The 16679-nt window shown below is 66.6% G+C and carries 14 protein-coding genes and 1 tRNA gene; 7 read left to right on the forward strand and 8 right to left on the reverse strand.

Annotation, left to right across the window (positions count from 1 at the left end):
• Positions 1-89 precede the first annotated feature (89 nt).
• The 3 genes from ASD22_RS04580 to serS form a co-directional block, all read right to left on the reverse strand.
• Positions 90-179: transfer RNA gene (locus ASD22_RS04580), tRNA-Ser, on the reverse strand.
• Positions 180-791: 612 nt separating this feature from the next.
• Positions 792-1172 (reverse strand): hypothetical protein, encoded by a 381-nt coding sequence (locus tag ASD22_RS04585; RefSeq protein ID WP_056079487.1) that lies wholly within the window; start codon positions 1170-1172, stop codon positions 792-794.
• Positions 1169-2446 (reverse strand): serine--tRNA ligase, encoded by a 1278-nt coding sequence (serS, locus tag ASD22_RS04590; protein WP_056079490.1) that lies wholly within the window; start codon positions 2444-2446, stop codon positions 1169-1171. Before serS ends, ASD22_RS04585 begins: the two co-directional genes overlap by 4 nt.
• Before the next feature lie 271 nt (positions 2447-2717).
• On the opposite strand from serS, the gene ASD22_RS04595 reads away from it, so the two are divergent.
• From ASD22_RS04595 to ASD22_RS04625, 7 genes are all read left to right on the forward strand, one after another.
• Entirely contained in the window at positions 2718-4859 is a 2142-nt protein-coding gene (locus tag ASD22_RS04595; protein ID WP_056079493.1) for a bifunctional TVP38/TMEM64 family protein/FAD-dependent oxidoreductase, read from the forward strand.
• Positions 4856-5602: a DUF3047 domain-containing protein gene (locus ASD22_RS04600; protein WP_056079498.1), complete on the forward strand. Its 747-nt coding sequence runs from the start codon at positions 4856-4858 to the stop codon at positions 5600-5602. The genes ASD22_RS04595 and ASD22_RS04600 overlap by 4 nt, the downstream gene beginning before the upstream one ends.
• The gene (arsS, locus tag ASD22_RS04605; RefSeq protein WP_056079501.1) at positions 5595-6578 is read left to right on the forward strand and encodes an arsenosugar biosynthesis radical SAM (seleno)protein ArsS; all 984 of its coding nucleotides are present in this window, start codon (positions 5595-5597) and stop codon (positions 6576-6578) included. Before ASD22_RS04600 ends, arsS begins: the two co-directional genes overlap by 8 nt.
• Before the next feature lie 136 nt (positions 6579-6714).
• A complete protein-coding gene (locus tag ASD22_RS04610) occupies positions 6715-7791 on the forward strand; it encodes a methyltransferase domain-containing protein (protein ID WP_056079503.1) in 1077 nt (358 codons plus the stop codon).
• Positions 7791-8528, forward strand: coding sequence for a glycosyltransferase family 2 protein (locus ASD22_RS04615; RefSeq protein WP_056079508.1), 738 nt, complete (start codon positions 7791-7793; stop codon positions 8526-8528). Before ASD22_RS04610 ends, ASD22_RS04615 begins: the two co-directional genes overlap by 1 nt.
• Positions 8525-9253, forward strand: a complete 729-nt coding sequence (locus tag ASD22_RS04620) for a DUF2064 domain-containing protein (protein ID WP_235577521.1) — start codon at positions 8525-8527, stop codon at positions 9251-9253. Before ASD22_RS04615 ends, ASD22_RS04620 begins: the two co-directional genes overlap by 4 nt.
• A 163-nt stretch (positions 9254-9416) precedes the next feature.
• A complete protein-coding gene (locus ASD22_RS04625; RefSeq protein WP_082520121.1) occupies positions 9417-10175 on the forward strand; it encodes a DUF1499 domain-containing protein in 759 nt (252 codons plus the stop codon).
• 88 nt (positions 10176-10263) lie between these two features.
• On the opposite strand, the gene ASD22_RS04630 is transcribed toward ASD22_RS04625, so the two are convergent.
• From ASD22_RS04630 to ASD22_RS04650, 5 genes are all read right to left on the reverse strand, one after another.
• The gene (locus tag ASD22_RS04630; RefSeq protein WP_056079513.1) at positions 10264-11049 is read right to left on the reverse strand and encodes a sterol desaturase family protein; all 786 of its coding nucleotides are present in this window, start codon (positions 11047-11049) and stop codon (positions 10264-10266) included.
• Positions 11050-11068: 19 nt separating this feature from the next.
• Complete coding sequence (locus tag ASD22_RS04635) at positions 11069-12406, reverse strand: replication-associated recombination protein A (protein ID WP_056079516.1); 1338 nt, start codon at positions 12404-12406, stop codon at positions 11069-11071.
• Positions 12407-12446: 40 nt separating this feature from the next.
• Positions 12447-13121, reverse strand: a complete 675-nt coding sequence (locus ASD22_RS04640) for a YoaK family protein (protein ID WP_056079519.1) — start codon at positions 13119-13121, stop codon at positions 12447-12449.
• A 10-nt stretch (positions 13122-13131) separates the two neighbouring features.
• Positions 13132-13785, reverse strand: coding sequence for an outer membrane lipoprotein chaperone LolA (lolA, locus tag ASD22_RS04645; protein ID WP_056079522.1), 654 nt, complete (start codon positions 13783-13785; stop codon positions 13132-13134).
• Positions 13786-13956: 171 nt separating this feature from the next.
• Positions 13957-16284, reverse strand: a complete 2328-nt coding sequence (locus ASD22_RS04650) for a DNA translocase FtsK (protein ID WP_056079523.1) — start codon at positions 16282-16284, stop codon at positions 13957-13959.
• Positions 16285-16679: the final 395 nt, after the last annotated feature.

Raw genomic sequence — 16679 nt, forward strand, 5'->3', positions numbered from 1 at the left:
CAGGATGTACTGAGTAATTCGGGCGGGTTCTCATCCCAGCCGTCACCGCCAGAAACACAAAGCGCCCCGTACGGGGCGCTTTGTGTTTCTGGCGGAGAGAGTGGGATTCGAACCCACGGTAGTGTTACCACTACGGCAGTTTTCAAGACTGCTGCCTTAAACCACTCGGCCATCTCTCCATAAACTCGTTGTCCCGCGCAAGGCGCGCGTTGCGCGCCACTACGGCAGTTTTGTTCCGGGCATCCTGCCCTTCACCCCTTCGGGGCCAGCGGCTGTGCCGCTGTCCGCTTCGGCTTCCTGCCTACGCGTCAAGACTGCTGCCTTAAACCACTCGGCCATCTCTCCATAAACTCGTTGTCCTGCGCAAGGCGCGCGTTGCACGCCACTACGGCAGTTTTGTTCCGGGCATCCTGCCCTTCACCCCTTCGGGGCCAGCGGCTGCGCCGCTGTCCGCTTCGGCTTCCTGCCTACGCGTTAAGTGGCTGCTGCCTTAAACCACTCGGCCATCTCTCCATAAACTCGTTGTCCTGCGCAAGGCGCGCGTTGCGCGCCACTCGGCAGTTTTGTTCCAGGCATCCTGCCCTTCCCCCCTTCGGGGCCAGCGGCTGCACCGCTGTCCGCTTCGGCTTCCTGCCTACGCGTTAAGTGGCTGCTGCCTTAAACCACCCGGCCATCTCTCCAAACCTGGTTCTTTATCCGCCGCATCAAACAGACCGGCGGATTGCCCTTCGACTTCGCTGCGCTACGCTCAGGGAGAACGGTTAGGGGTGCTTGCGCGGGGTGCAATCCTATCAGGAACGGCTTTGCGGGGGACGGCTGGAATCCTTCCTCGACAGCGCCACCAGGCAGACCGCCAGGATCGCCACCGGAATCAGCGCACCCAGCAGCGGCAGCAGCAGGATCGGTTCGCGGACGACCATCGGGACGAGTTGGGTGGCGGCGGCGAAGGTGATGATGGCGAGGCGCCAGCGGCGGCTGTGGCGGGCCAGCCAGAAGCTGGCCAGTACCAGCGGCAGCGCGATGACGGACAGGTCGAGGTCGACGGTGGGCAGGCGCCACACGCTCTCGAAGCTGAGGCGCATGCCGATCACTGTGGCCAATACCGCCAGCAGGAAGAAGCTGGTGTAGAACTCCACCCTGCCCCAGCTTCCGCGTGCCGGCGCCGTGGTCATGCGATGCGATCCAGCCCAGCCATGTACGGGCGCAGGGCTTCGGGGATGGTGATCGAGCCGTCGGCGTTCTGGTTGTTTTCCATTACGGCGATGAGGGTGCGGCCGATGGCGAGGCCGGAGCCGTTCAGGGTGTGCACGAGTTCGGGCTTGCCGGTTTCGGGATTGCGTACGCGGGCCTGCAGGCGGCGGGCCTGGAAGTCTTCGCAGTTGGAGCAGCTGGAGATTTCGCGATAGGTCTGCTGGCTGGGCAGCCACACTTCGAGGTCGTAGGTCTTGGTGGCGCCGAAGCCCATGTCGCCGGTGCACAGCAGCAGCTTGCGATACGGCAGGCCGAGTTTCTGCAGCACGGTTTCGGCGTGGCCGACCAGTTCTTCGAGTTGGGCATAGGAGTCGCTGGCGCGGCTGATCTGCACCATCTCGACTTTCTCGAACTGGTGCTGGCGGATCATGCCGCGGGTATCGCGACCGTAGCTGCCCGCTTCGGCGCGGAAGCACAGGGTGTGCGCGGTCATGCGCAGCGGCAGTGCGTCGGCGTCCTGGATGGTGTCGCGCAGCAGGTTGGTGAGCGGGACTTCGGCGGTGGGGATCAGGTAACGCCTGGTTTCGTTGACCTCGGTGGCGAACAGATCGTCCGCGAATTTCGGGAGTTGGCCGGTGCCCTGCATGCTTTCGGCGTTGACGATCACCGGCACGTTGCATTCCAGGTAGCCGTGCTCGGCAGTGTGCAGGTCGAGCATGAACTGGCCCAGCGCGCGGTGCAGGTGCGCCAGTTGGCCACGCATGACGGTGAAGCGCGCGCCAGACAGTTTGGCGCCAGCGTCGCCATCGAGCCAGCCGTGGCGCTCACCCAGCTCGACGTGATCCTTCACCTCGAAACCGAAGCTGCGTGGCGTGCCCCAGCGGCTGACTTCGACGTTGTCTTTTTCGTCGCGCCCTTCCGGCACGGAATCGTGCGGCAGGTTGGGGATGCCCAGCGCGATCTCGGACAGCCTGGCCTGCACGTCGGCCAGCGCCTGCTCGTTGTTCTTGAGCTTGTCGCCCAGGCCGGCGACTTCGGCCATCAAGTCGGTAACGTCTTCGCCCTTGCCCTTGGCCTGGCCGATCGCCTTGGAACGCGCGTTGCGCACGCTCTGCAGTTCCTGCGTCTCCATCGAAAGCTGCTTGCGCTGGCTTTCGAGCTGCTCCACGGCCGCCGTGTCCAGCACAAAGCCGCGCGTCGCGAGCCGCTTGGCGGTATCGGCGAGATGCGCTCGCAGCAGCGTCGGGTCCAGCATGGTCGTTCCTTTGGGTGATCAGACCGGCAATTATCGTGGCAGCCGGTGAAGCGGCGCAAACAAGCGAGTCAGTCGATGGGTACGGATCGTCGCGGCGGCGACACGGTGGTTCAGGTAACTTTCCCCTTTGCCGGAACGAAAGACCCCGTGACCCGCACCGGCCGGCAATGCCGGCCTGCCCGACGCTCAACTCACAAAGGACGAGCCCGATGTCGAGACACCCGGTGACTTTTCCACGCGATCACGCACAACCGATGACGGCGGAGATGCCATGAACTGGCGTCGTCTTCTCCCCCGGCTTTTGATCGCGTTGCTGATCGTCGCCGCGATCGTCGGCTTTTTCGCGTTCGACCTGTCGCACTACCTCAGCCTGCACGCGCTCAAGGAGCAGCAGCAGTCACTGCAGGCATGGCGCGCCCAGCACCCCGTGTTGCTGGCGGCGGGTTTTCTGGTGGGCTACATCGTGATGGCGGCCGCGTCGCTGCCCGGCGCGGCGCTGGCCACGATTGCCGCCGGCGCGGTGTTCGGGCTGGTGGAGGGCACGCTGCTGGCCTCATTCGCCTCGTCGATCGGCGCGACGCTGGCGTTTCTGGCCAGCCGGTTCCTGTTTCGCGATGCGGTGAAGCGCCGTTTCGGCAAGCGCCTGGCCACCATCGATGAAGGCCTGAAGCGTGATGGCGCGTTCTACCTGTTCACCTTGCGGCTGGTGCCGGCGCTGCCGTTTTTCGTGATCAACCTGCTGATGGGCGTGACCGCGCTGCCGGCGCGCACGTTCTACTGGGTCAGCCAGGTCGGCATGCTGGCCGGCACCGTCGTGTACGTGAATGCAGGCACGCAGCTGGCGCAACTGGATTCGGCATCGGGCATTTTTTCGCCGCTGCTGATCGGCTCGTTCGTGCTGCTGGGTATCTTTCCCTGGATTGCGCGCGCGCTGGTGGCGCTGGTGCGGCGGCGCAAGCTTTATGCGCGCTGGAAGAAGCCACGGCGCTTCGATCGCAACCTGATGGTGATCGGTGCCGGGGCGGCGGGGCTGGTCAGCGCATACATCGCGGCCGCGGTGAAATCCCGCGTGACGCTGGTGGAAAAAGGCGCGATGGGCGGCGACTGCCTCAATGAAGGCTGTGTGCCGTCGAAGGCGCTGATCCACAGCGCACGGCTGGCCGCGCGGGCGCGCGATGCCGTCGCAGCCGGTGTGCAAACTGGCGAGATCACCGTCGATTTCGCCGCGGTGATGGCGCGCGTGCAGCGGGTGATCGGCGACGTGGCGCCGCACGATTCGGTGGAGCGCTACCGCGAGCTGGGCGTGGACGTGCGCAAGGGCCACGCCACCATCGTGTCGCCGTGGGAAGTACGCATCGACGGCGAAACCCTCACCACCCGCGCCATCGTCATCGCCGCCGGGGCGGAGCCGCTGGTGCCGGACCTGCCGGGCCTGGCCGACTCCGGTTTTCTCACCTCGAACACCTTGTGGGCGTTGCGCGAGCTGCCGCAACGGCTGGTGGTGATGGGCGGCGGCCCGGTGGGTTGCGAGCTGGCGCAGGCGTTTGCGCGATTGGGTTCCCGCGTGACCCAAGTCGAACTGGGCGAACGGCTGCTGAGCCGCGAGGACACCGACGTCTCGGCGTTTGTGGAAGCGCGCCTGCGCGAGGATGGCGTCGACGTGCGCACCGGGCACAAGGCGGTGGCGGTGGAATCGGATGCGCAGAGAAAATCCCTGCGCTGCGAGCACAACGGCGAAACCGTCGCCCTGCCCTTCGACGCCTTGCTGGTGGCCGTGGGCCGTCGCCCGCGCGTCGAAGGTTACGGATTGCAGGCGCTGGGCATTCCAACGCCGCGCACCATCGACACCGATCAATACCTGCAAACGCTGTATCCCAACATCTACGCCTGCGGTGACGTGGCCGGTCCCTACCAGCTCACCCACGTGGGCGCGCATCAAGCCTGGTACGCCACCCTCAACGCGCTGCTGGGCGGACTGTGGCGGTTCAAGGCGGATTACTCGGCGATCCCCGCCACCACCTTCGTGGACCCGGAAGTGGCGCGGGTGGGGCTCAACGAACGCGAGGCCACGGAGCAGGACATCCATTACGAGGTCACCCGCTACGACCTGGCCGACCTCGACCGCGCCATCGCCGAGGACGGCACGCGGGGCTTCGTCAAGGTGCTCACCGTGCCGGGCAAGGATCGCATCCTGGGCGCCACCATCGTCGGCGCGCAGGCCGGCGAACTGCTGGCCGAGTTCACCCTGGCGATGGCCCACGGCCTGGGCCTGGGCAAGATCCTGGGCACCATCCACGCCTATCCGACCTGGGCGGAGGCCAACAAATACGCCGCCGGCGCCTGGCGCAAGGCACACGCACCGCAGGGCGCGCTACGCTGGGCGGAACGTTGGTTTCGCTGGCGGCGACGATGAAAACCCGGTTTCTCCTCTGCATCACGCTGGGCCTTGTCGCCCCGTTGGCCATGGCGAGCGACGGGACGCTGTCGCTGCGTTTTTCCGACAGCGCCACGGGAAGCCAGCTGCCCTCCGGCTGGAAGCATTACGCGATGTCGCGGCACAAGACCAAGGCCGGCGTCATGCTGGTCCGCGACGGCGATGTCACCGTGCTGCACATCGATGCCAACCGCGGTGCAGGGGGTATCGCCCACCCGCTGAAGCTGCCGCCGGATCAGGTGTTGAGCTGGCGCTGGAAGGTGGACCACAGCGTGGCCAGGGCGAACCTCGCGAAGAAGCATGGCGACGATTTCGCGGCGCGCGTCTACGTGTTTTTCGACATGCCCGCCAACGCGCTGACCTTGGGCGAACGACTGAAACTGCGGATGGCGCGCGTGGTCATGGGGCATGCGCTGCCCCGCGCCGCGCTGTGCTACGTGTGGGACAACACGCACCCGGTCGGCACCATCGCGCCGAACGCCTACTATGGCGCCGTGCGCACCATCGTCCTGCAAAGCGGCAATGCCCACGCAGGTCAATGGCAGAGCGAGCATCGCGATGTAGCCGCCGATTTCCGCGCCGCCTTCGGTCGCCCGGCACCATCGATCACCGGCGTGGCCGTTGCCAGCGACACCGACAACACCAAAGGCCACGTCAACGCATGGTTCGGCGACCTCACTTTCTCGGCGTCCACCGCCACACCGGAGTCCACCGATGAATGACATCGCCATCGACGTGCGACCGTCCTTCGCGCACACGCTGCGCATGCATGGCGTGGCCCTGCCGCGCACGCCGCTGGAAATCCTGCAGGTCAACGTGGGCAAGCTGTGCGACCTGGCCTGCCATCACTGCCACGTCGAAGCCGGCCCCAAGCGCACGGAAATCATGCAGGCCGCCACGGTGAACCGCCTGCTGGCCTTGCTGGCCGATGCGCCGACCATCCATACCGTGGACCTGACCGGTGGCGCACCGGAGATGAACCCGCACTTCCGCCAGCTGGTGCGCGAGTCGCGCACCATGGGCAAGACGGTGATCGACCGCTGCAACCTCACCATCCTGTTCCGCGAAGGCCAGGAAGACACCGCGCAATTCCTGGCCGACCAGGGCGTCAAGATCGTGGCCTCGCTGCCCTGCTACACCAAGGCCAACGTGGAAAAGCAGCGCGGCCAGCACGTGTTCGATCCGTCCATCCGGGCGCTGCGCATGCTGTCGGAGCTGGGTTACGGGCGCGAGGGTTCGGGCCTGGAAATCGACCTGGTCTACAACCCGCTAGGCGCCAGCCTGCCGCCCGCGCAGGCCTCACTGGAGGCGGACTACAGGCGCGAACTGGCCCAGCATTTCGATATCCACTTCAACCACCTGTTCACCATCACCAACATGCCGATCAAGCGCTTCCTGCACCTGCTGGAGCGTGAGGGCCGCTACGACAGCTACATGCAGACCCTGCTGGATGCGTTCAATCCGCAGGCGGCGCTGGGCGTGATGTGCCGCAACCAGTTGTCGGTGGACTGGCGCGGGCACCTGTACGACTGCGATTTCAACCAGGCGCTGGAGCTGCCACTGGGCGGTCGCGAACGCACGCTGTGGGACATCGACGCACTGACCGACATCGAGCATGAGCGGATCGCCTTCGGCAGCCATTGCTACGGCTGCACGGCCGGCGCAGGCAGTTCCTGCGGCGGCGCGCTGACCGTGTAACGGGGACCTGTAGGAGCGACTTCAGTCGCGACGCTTTTGCCCTTCGTCGGCATGAAGAAGAGCGTCGCGACTGAAGTCGCTCCTACAAAGGAACCGGACCGGCGCTATTCATCAACCTCCAACCCGAAGCACAAACATGACTGAAGACACCCAAACCAAGACCTGCTGCGGCGACGACTCCCGCGTCCGCGACGACGTACGCGAGTACTACGGCGAGACGCTGAAAAGCAGCACCGACCTGCGCACCACCGCCTGCTGCAGCACCAGCGCCATGCCGCTGCACCTGCGCGAAACCGCCGCCCTGCTGCACCCGGAAATCACCGAACGCTTCTACGGTTGCGGCTCGCCCATCCCGCCTGCGCTGACGGGTGCCACCGTGCTGGACCTGGGCTGTGGCACCGGTCGCGACGTCTATCTGCTGTCGCGCCTGGTTGGCGAGCAAGGCCGCGTGATCGGCGTGGACATGACCGCCGCGCAACTGGCCGTGGCCGAGCGTCATCGCGATTACCACGCCAAAGCGTTCGGCCACGCGCGCAGCAACGTCAGCTTGCTGGCCGGCGATCTGGCCAACCTCGACGCGCTGGGCATCGCCGACAACTCGGTCGACGTGGTGGTCTCCAATTGCGTGCTCAACCTGGTGCCCGACAAGGCGCGTGCGTTCGCGCAGATCCTGCGTGTGCTGAAGCCCGGCGGCGAGTTGTACTTCTCCGACGTGTTCGCCGACCGCCGCCTGCCTGCCGCACTGATGCGTGACCCGGTCTTGCTGGGCGAGTGCCTGGCCGGCGCGCTGTACGTCGAGGACTTCCGCCGCCTGCTGGGCACGCTGGGCGTGGCCGATGCGCGCGTATGCGCCCGCAGCCCGATCGAACTGACCGACCCCGCGGTGGAGCAGCGCATCGGCTTTGCCCGTTTCGAATCCATCACCTGGCGCGCGTTCAAGCTGCCGCTGGAGGATCGCTGCGAGGACTATGGCCAGGTCGCCACGTATCTCGGCACGCTGCCGCACCAGCCGCATGCGTTCGACCTCGATGACCACCACCATTTCGAAACCGGCCGCCCGCTAAGCGTTTGCGGCAACACTGCCGACATGCTGGGCGCCAGCCGTTATGCGGGGCATTTCCGCATCGACGGCGACAAGCAGCGGCACTTCGGCTTGTTCGATTGCGCGCCGGACACGCACGCCGCTGCTGACACGGGCGGCGCCTGCTGCTGATGAACGCGAGCCCCGCCAGCGGTATCGATCACGACACGGCCGCCGCAGGCTCGCTGCGCCTGTCGGTGATCGTGCCGCTGGCACCGGGCGAAACGGCATGGCGTCCTTTGCTCGATCAACTGTCCGAAGGCTTGCCCCACGACAGCGAAGTGATCCTGGTGCATGCCGGCGCGCAAGCATTGCCGCCACTGCCGTCGTCGACACGATCGACGCTGCGCCAGATCGGCAGCCCACCGGGTCGCGCGCGGCAGCAGAACAGCGGCGCCCAGGCCGCGCGCGGACGATGGTTGTGGTTTGTGCATGCCGACTCCCGACTGCAACCGGAAACGCTTGCGGCGTTGCAGCGCTTCACGCAGCGCGCGGATGACGCGCTGGGTTTCTTCGACCTGTCCTTCAGCCGCGACGGCCCGCGGCTGGCCACGTTGAACGCCTGTGGCGCCAACCTTCGCTCGCACTGGCTGAAGATGCCTTTTGGCGACCAGGGCTTGTTGTTGCCGGCGCATTGCTTCACCGCGCTGGGCGGCTTCGACGAGCGCGTGCGCTACGGCGAGGATCACCTGCTGGTATGGACCGCGCGGCGCGCCGGCCTGCCCATCGTCGGCGTCGGCGCGGCGCTGCAAACCAGCGCCCGCAAATACGCACGGCATGGCTGGTGGCGAACGACCTCGCGGCATCTTTGGCTGACCCTGATCCAGGCGTGGCCGCAATGGCGCCGCCTGCGGCGGGAACGACGATGAGCGCGGCGCTGGCCATCTTCGTCAAGACGCCCGGCCACTCGCCGGTGAAGACCCGTCTTGCGGCGAGCATCGGGCAACCACGCGCCGAACACTTCCACCGCCTGGCCGCCGCGGCCGTCGCCGCCGTGGCCCGCGCCGCGATGCCCGCCGCTCAACCGTGCTGGGCTGTCGCCGAACGCGACGCCCTCAATGATCCGATGTGGAGCACGCTGTCCACGCTGTGGCAAGGCGAAGGCACACTCGGCGCGCGGCTGCATCACGTCTGTGCGTTGCTGCAGCAGCGTCACGGGCGCGTGCTGCTGATCGGCGCCGATGCGCCGCAGATCCGGGTCGACCTAGTGTCTGCGGCGCTCGAAGCGCTGGACGATCCCGCCACGCCCTTCGTATTGGCGCCGGCGCACGATGGCGGCTTCTGGCTGTTCGGCACACGCCAGCCGGTACCGGAGGCTGCGTGGCTGGCGCCGCGTTATTCATGCGCCGATACCGCCAGCGCGTTGATCGACGCCTTGTCGAGCGGCGGCGCCATCGCGTCGCTGCCGATGCTCAACGATGTCGATGACGGCGGCGACCTGGCGTCGCTCATCGTCGATTTGAAAGCCCTGCCCGCGCCGTTGCCCGAACAACGCGAGCTGCTCGACTGGCTACTGGAGGAATGCATGGACGACCCGAGAAGCCCTGATAGATTGCTCCCCCTGCACAGCGGGGGGAGCTGCCCGAAGGGCTGAGGGGGGCGCTTTTCGTCATGCGAAACAAGATCAAGAGCGCCCCCATCCGCCCTTCGGGCACCTTCCCCCGCGTTGCGGGGGAAGGAAGCGGAAAGTGCCGATTTCCACGATGTCTGATTGAACGCCACGCCCAAGAGCCCGTACACCAACCTGGAGCCATCGCATGAATACTCGACCACCCTTCCCCTGGACTCGCCGCATCGCCTCGCTCGGTTTGCTGGCCGGCATCGTCGCGCTGGTGGCGATGTTGGCCGGGCCGCTTTATCGGGCCGGGATGATCGGCCTGGGCGCCGCTTTCTCAAGCGTGTTCTTCGGCTACTGGCTGGGCCTGCTGGCGGCGCTGTTCGGCGTGGTCGCGCTGCTGCTGGCGCTGTTCGCCCAGCCGCGGCGCTACCTGGTGCGGGCGCTGATCGCGATCGTGCTGGGCGTGATTGCGTTCGTGCCGCCGATGCTGTTCAAGCACAAGGCCGGCTCGGTGCCGGCGATCCACGACATCACCACCGACACGGCCAACCCGCCGCCGTTCCAGACGCTGCTGGCCGAGCGCGCGGACGCACCCAACTCGGCCGTCTACGGTGGTGCCGAGGTGGCGGCCAAGCAGCACGCGGCGTATCCGGACATCCAGCCGCTGCAGTTCGACGCGCCGCCGGCGACAGTCTTCAAGGCGGCGTTGGACAGCGCCAAGTCGATGGGCTGGGTGATCGCGGCGCAGGTGCCGGATGAGGGCCGCATCGAGGCCACCGCCACCACGTTCTGGTTTGGCTTCAAGGACGACGTGGTGATTCGCCTGCGGCCCGAGGCCGGCGGTACGCGCGTGGATGTGCGCTCCGAATCGCGCGTGGGCGGCAGCGACGTGGGCGCCAACGCGGCGCGTATTCGCGCGTACAGCCGCAAATTGCGCGAGGCGGTGGGCGCCCACTGACGCGCCCGTTTTTTGTAGGAGCGCACCCTGTGCGCGATGCTTTTGAGGGACGTCGAAAGGCATCGCGACTGAAGTCGCTCCTACGGGTTCACCGGCGGCGGAACGGTTGCAGCATCAGGGCGCCGAAGCGCTGCTCGCGGCTGTCGCGGAACCGGTCCAACCCCAGCCGCAGGGTTGCCTGCGGCTGGCGTGGGGCGTCGCGGTAGCTGCGGAACAACCAGTCCCACCACGACAGGTTGAAGCCGAAGTTGCTGTCGTGCTCGTCGCGCAGCACCGAGTGGTGGATGCGGTGCATGTCGGGCGTGACCACCATCCAGCGCAGCGCGCGATCCAGCCCAAGCGGCAAGGCCAGGTTCGCATGGGTGAACATCGCAAAGCCGTTGAGCAGGATCTCGAACGCCAGCACGGCCGCGGGTGTGGCGCCCAGCGCCAGTACCGCGGCGATTTTCAGGCCCATCGAAAACAAGATTTCCAGCGGGTGGAAACGCATGGCGGAGCTGGCATCCAGCGTGAGGTCGCTGTGGTGCAGGCGATGCAACCGCCACAGCCAGCCCACCCGGTGCATCAGCCGATGCTGGGCATAGATCAACAAGTCCAGCGCCATCAAGGTCACCACGATCGCCAGCCACGATGGCAGCGTCCACAGGTGCAACAGGCCGACGTGGTGTTGCTGCGCCCAAAGCGCGGCATCGATGGCCAGCCACGGCAACAGCAAGCGCAGGCAGAGCGCGCCGGCCAGGCCGAAGCCCAGGTTCACCGGCCAGCGATGACGCCGGTCGGGATTGCCTTGATGCCGCGGCCAGCGCCATTCGGCCAGCACCAACAGCAACAGCAGCACGACGAAGATGGCAGCGCGCCAGGCCACGGCGTTCATCGGCGCATGCCGGCCGCGGTCACGAATTCTGCGCGTCGCGGCGACGCTTGCGCAGGTCGAGCAGCTTCTCGCGCAATTGCAGTTCCAGGCCGCGCTCGACCGGCTCGTAGAACACGGTGCCGACCAGTGCGTCGGGCAGGCATTGCTGATCCAGCGCGATGCCGCCTTCGGCGTCGTGGTCGTATTGGTAGCCCTTGCCGTAGCCCATGCCTTTCATCAGCTTGGTGGGCGCGTTGCGCAGGTGCATCGGCACTTCCAGCGTGCCGCCTTCGCGCACCGCGGCGCGGGCCTTGTTGTAGGCCATGTAGGCGGCGTTGCTCTTGGGCGCGATGGCCAGCCAGATCGCCAGCTGGGCCAGGCCCAGCTCGCCTTCGGGGCTGCCCAGGCGTTCGTAGGTGTCCCATGCATCCAGCGCCATGCGCCAGGCACGTGGTTCGGCCAGGCCGACATCCTCCACCGCCATGCGGGTCATGCGGCGCGCCAGGTACAGCGGATCGACGCCGCCATCGAGCATGCGACACAGCCAGTACACCGCAGCGTCGGGATCGGACGAGCGCACGGATTTGTGCAGCGCCGAGATCTGGTCGTAGAACTGCTCGCCCTGCTTGTCGAAACGGCGGGTGCGGTCGGCCAGGACCTGGGTCAGCGTGGTTTGATCGATGCGCCCGTCGTCGGCCAGTTCGGCGGCGATTTCCAGCAGGGTCAGCGCGCGGCGCACGTCGCCGTCGGCGGCCTGGGCGATGGAATCCAGCGCTTCGTCGCCGACCTGCAACTGCAACGTGCCCAGTCCGCGCTCGCTGTCCGCCAGCGCACGTTTCAGCGCGGCAATGATGTCGTCGCCGGAAACCGGCTCCAGCACGTGCACGCGGCAGCGCGACAGCAGCGCGGAGTTCAGCTCGAACGAGGGGTTTTCGGTGGTGGCGCCGATGAAGATGATCACGCCGCGTTCGATGTGCGGCAGGAACGCATCCTGCTGGGTCTTGTTGAAGCGGTGCACCTCGTCCACGAACAGCACGGTGCGCCGGCCCTGGGCAAAGTTCACCTCGGCCTCGGCCAGCGCCTTGCGCACGTCCGGCAGGCCGGAAAGCACGGCGGAAATCGCGCGGAAATCCGCGTCGGCGTAGCGCGCCACCAGCAGCGCCAGCGTGGTCTTGCCGCAACCGGGCGGGCCCCACAACACCATCGAATGGATCTTGCCCGCCTCCAGCGCGCGGCGCAGCGCCTTGTCCGGCCCCACCAGCCGCTGCTGGCCCACGATTTCGTCGAGGCTTTGCGGGCGCATGCGCTCGGCCAGCGGTTTCAGCGCATCGGTTTCGGTGGCGAACAGATCGGCGGACGGGGATGGATTGCGAGGCATGGGCGGATGATAACCCGCGGGTTGTGGGCACCGCGTTCGCTCAGGCGTCGGCCGGGACCCGGCGGCGATACAGCGTGTAGCCCAGGCCGCACAAACCCGTCAGCACGGCGGGCACCAGCAGGGTGCGCTCATGCAAGGCGGGGAAAAGCAGCGCGCCTGCCGCACTGCCCAGGGTGAACGTGACGATCACCAGCACGCACACCCGCACGCGCAAGGTATCCACGGTGAGGCCACGCAGGCGCTGGCCGATGTAGATGCCGAGGTCGGTGAACATGCCCGAGACGTGGGTGGTGCGGAACACCATGCCGCTGTACGTGCTGGCCATGCCGTTCTGCAACCCGGCGCCCATCGCAGCCAGGTAAAGCCCCAGCGAATCGTTCTGATGCAGCAATGGCACGGCCGCGAACAGCAGGATCGATTCCAGTACCAGGGTCACCCCGTAACGGCGGCCCAGTTGCAGCGTGCTCTGCTGCACGATCATGCCGCTGACCACGGCACCGAGCACGAACGCACCGATCGATAGCAGCCAATGCCAGGCTTCGCCGCTGTCGCCAGTGCCCAGCGCCACGCCGAACAGGCTGGCGGAGCCGGTGAGGTTGGTGATCGACTGGTGGCGAAAACCCATGTAGCCGGCGGCGTTGACGATGCCCGCGATGAAGGCGAGCACGCCGCCGCCGAACCAGGCCCAACGCGGCAGTTGACGCAAGACCGGCATGAGGATGCAGTCAGTCTTTCAGCGGCTGCACGTTGATCACCGGCGCATCGCCGATCACGTCGGCGCCCGGCGGCGGCACGAAGTTGAAGGTCGATGGCGGGATTGCCACGTTGCGCTGCCAGCCGGAAAAGCGGATGTCCGTGGTGGAGCCGAGCTGGTCGCGGAACGTCATGCGCGCCAGGCCGTTCGCATCGAAACCCAGGTCGGCGTAGTCGAACTGCGGGTCTTTCGCGGTGGAGGTGAGCCGCAGCCATTGCAGGCCGTCGCGCTCGCCGCGTTCGGCCACCTTGAAGTTGTTGTCCAGTTGCGACACGTCGGTGAGCACGGTGAGCGGGCTGTGCGCCTCCTCGGCGCTCTGGATCCGCACGGTGACCTGGTCCAGCTCCGGGTCGTACATCCACACGCGGCTGCCGTCGGCCACGATGGTCTGCTTGTACGGCGTCAACGTCTCCCAGCGAAACTGCCGCGGCGACTGCAGCGCCAGCGTACCCGCACTGGTCTTGCTATCGTGCCCGTTGATGTCGATCAGGGTCTGGCTGAAATGACCGGTCAGCGAATGCAGGTTCTGCGCGAACGCATCCAACCGCGCGCGGGCCGGCCCGGTGGCGGCCTGGGTCACGAACGACAGCAGCAGGAGGACGGCAGCGAGGGTGAGGCGTTTCATCGGGATTCCCAAAGCGATGGCGGTGCGGATTGTGGGACGTATTGGCTTAACCGGAGCGTGTTCTCTGTAGGAGCGACTTCAGTCGCGATGCTTTTTCTCTGAAGCCCCGGAACAAGAGCATCGCGACTGAAGTCGCTCCTACAATTTTCCCGCATCCCGCATTGCCGCGGCTCAATCCCGCGGCGGCGGGGGCGCCAGCACTTCGCGATTGCCGTTGTGCTGGGGCGCGCTGACCACGCCGTCCTGCTCCATCTGTTCGACCAGGCGGGCGGCGCGGTTGTAGCCGATGCGCAGATGGCGCTGCACGCCGGAGATGGAGGCCCGGCGGGTCTGGGTGACGATGGCGACGGCCTTGTCGTACAGCTGCGCCTCGGCATCGCCACCCTCCTCGCCATCCTGCGGGATGCCGGAATCATTGATGAACTTGCCGTCGCTGGTGGCCTGTACTTCCTCCAGCACGCCTTCGATGTAGTTGGGCTCGCCCTGGGATTTCAGCCAGTTGACCACGCCGTGCACCTCGTGGTCGTCGACGAAGGCGCCATGCACGCGCTCGGGCGTGGCGGTGCCCGGCGGCAGGTACAGCATGTCGCCATGACCCAGCAGCGCTTCGGCGCCGGACTGGTCGAGGATCGTGCGCGAGTCGATCTTGCTGGATACCTGGAACGCGATGCGGGTGGGGATGTTGGCCTTGATCAGGCCGGTGATCACGTCCACCGACGGACGCTGGGTGGCCAGGATCAGGTGCACGCCGGCGGCGCGCGCCTTCTGCGCCAGGCGGGCGATCAACTCCTCCACCTTCTTGCCGACGATCATCATCATGTCGGCGAACTCGTCGATGATCACCACGATGTTCGGCAGCGGCTCCAGCGGCTCGGCGGCCAGGTTGGGCATCTCCGGATTGGGGCGGAACAGCGGATCGAGCAGTGGTTGGCCCGCGTTCTCGGCGTCCTTCACCTTCTTGTTGAAGCCGGCCAGGTTGCGCACGCCCACGGCGGCCATCAGCTTGTAGCGGCGCTCCATCTCGGCCACGCACCAGCGCAGCGCGTTGGCCGCTTCCTTCATGTCGGTGACCACCGGCGCCAGCAGGTGCGGGATGCCCTCGTAGACCGAGAGCTCCAGCATCTTCGGGTCGATCATGATCATGCGCACGTCTTTGGCGCTGGCCTTGTACAGCAGCGAAAGCACCATCGCGTTGACCGCCACCGACTTGCCCGAACCGGTGGTGCCGGCGACCAGCAGGTGCGGCATCTTGGCCAGGTCCACCACGACGGGTTTCCCGCCGATGTCCTTGCCCAGTGCCAGCGCCAGCGGCGATTTCTGCTGGTCGTACTTGTCCGATCGCAGGATCTCGGAGAGATAGACGATCTGCTTGCGGGTGTTGGGGATCTCCAGGCCGATCACGTTCTTGCCGGGGATCACGTCAACTACGCGCACGCTCACCACGGACAGGCCGCGGGCGATGTCCTTGTCCAGGCTGGACACCTGCGAACCGCGCACGCCGGCGGCCGGCTCCAGCTCGAAGCGGGTGATCACCGGGCCGGGGTACACACCCACCACCTTGGCCTCGATGCGGAAATCCTTGAGCTTCAACTCCACCTGGCGCGACAGCACCTCGAGCGTTTCTTCCGAATAGCCCGGGCCCTGCTCCGGCGCCTCGTCCAGCAGCGACAGCGGTGGCAGCTCGCCCGGCGCGGCAGCGCCCACGAACAGCGGGATCTGTGTTTCCAGCCGGGCGCGCTCGCTTTTGGTCACCGGCGCGGGGGCCGATTCGATCCGCACCGGCTCGCGTTTCGCCTGCTTCACCGCGTCGTCTTTCTTCACCGCAGCGCGCTCGGTGCGCGCCAGCCGCGCAGCGCGTTCCTGCGGCGCCTGGCGCAGGCGCTCGCGAACCATCTCGGTCAGCCGCAGCACCGTGTGCCCGGTCCAGTCCATCACCTTGAACCACGACAGCCCGGTGGCCAGCGTCACGGCCACCAGGAACACCGCCAGCAACAGCAGCGGCGCGCCCTTGTAGCCGAAAACGTATTGCAGCCCCTTGCCCACTGCCTCGCCGATCATGCCGCCGGCGCCCTGGGGCGCCATGCCGCTGTCGGGGAAATTGAGCCAGCAAAGGCCCGGCGCGGTAATGAAGAAGAACACCGAGCCGATCAGCCGCAGCGAAGGCTCCCAACGGCTGCTGCTGGGTTCCGCCCGGTGGCGCAGCACGTTCACGCCCAGCAGGACCAGCAGCAGCGGGAATGCATACGCCACCATGCCGAACAGGTAGCGCAGCAGGTCGGCCACGTACGCACCCAGCATGCCGCCGAAGTTGCGCGCGTGATCGGCGCTACCCACATGCGACCAGCTCGGGTCCATTGGGTTGTAACTGAACAGGCACACCAGCAGGTACAGCGCCAGCGGCAGCAACAGCAGCGCGCCGGCTTCGCGCAAGCGCCGTTTCAACTCCTCGCTGAGGCCTTCCCGGGCCGGCTGTCTGGCGTTCGTGCTGCGTGTCGCCATGGACGACCTCTTCCTGTTGACCAACGTCAGAGCATACCTTGCAACGCCGGTTGTACCAGCTTGCCGTCAGGGGCACCGCCGGTGCCGGGATTCGGGGTTTTACAGACCATGCGGGCAAATCCTGTCGAGGGAGAAGTGTGGCGGAAAATCACCGTGGCAACGCCGCTCGCCTTGAATCGGCGGCTTCGATTCCCCATCCTTGCCGACTGAACCGCCGCTGTTCGTCGGTCATGCGCAAGCCTTCGCGAAAAGCCGCGACCGCATGCCACGGCCGTCGACAGCTGACGAGGATTATAACGGTGCGCCGCTGGACCGGCGATTTTTCAGGACCCTGCCACGCGTCATCGACGCACAGCGACCGCCGGATCAACGGCTTGCGCGGGCAACCCCGGACA

Origin of the sequence: Rhodanobacter sp. Root480 (assembly GCF_001426645.1) — a bacterium.
Taxonomy (GTDB): Bacteria; Pseudomonadota; Gammaproteobacteria; order Xanthomonadales; family Rhodanobacteraceae; genus Rhodanobacter; species Rhodanobacter ginsenosidimutans.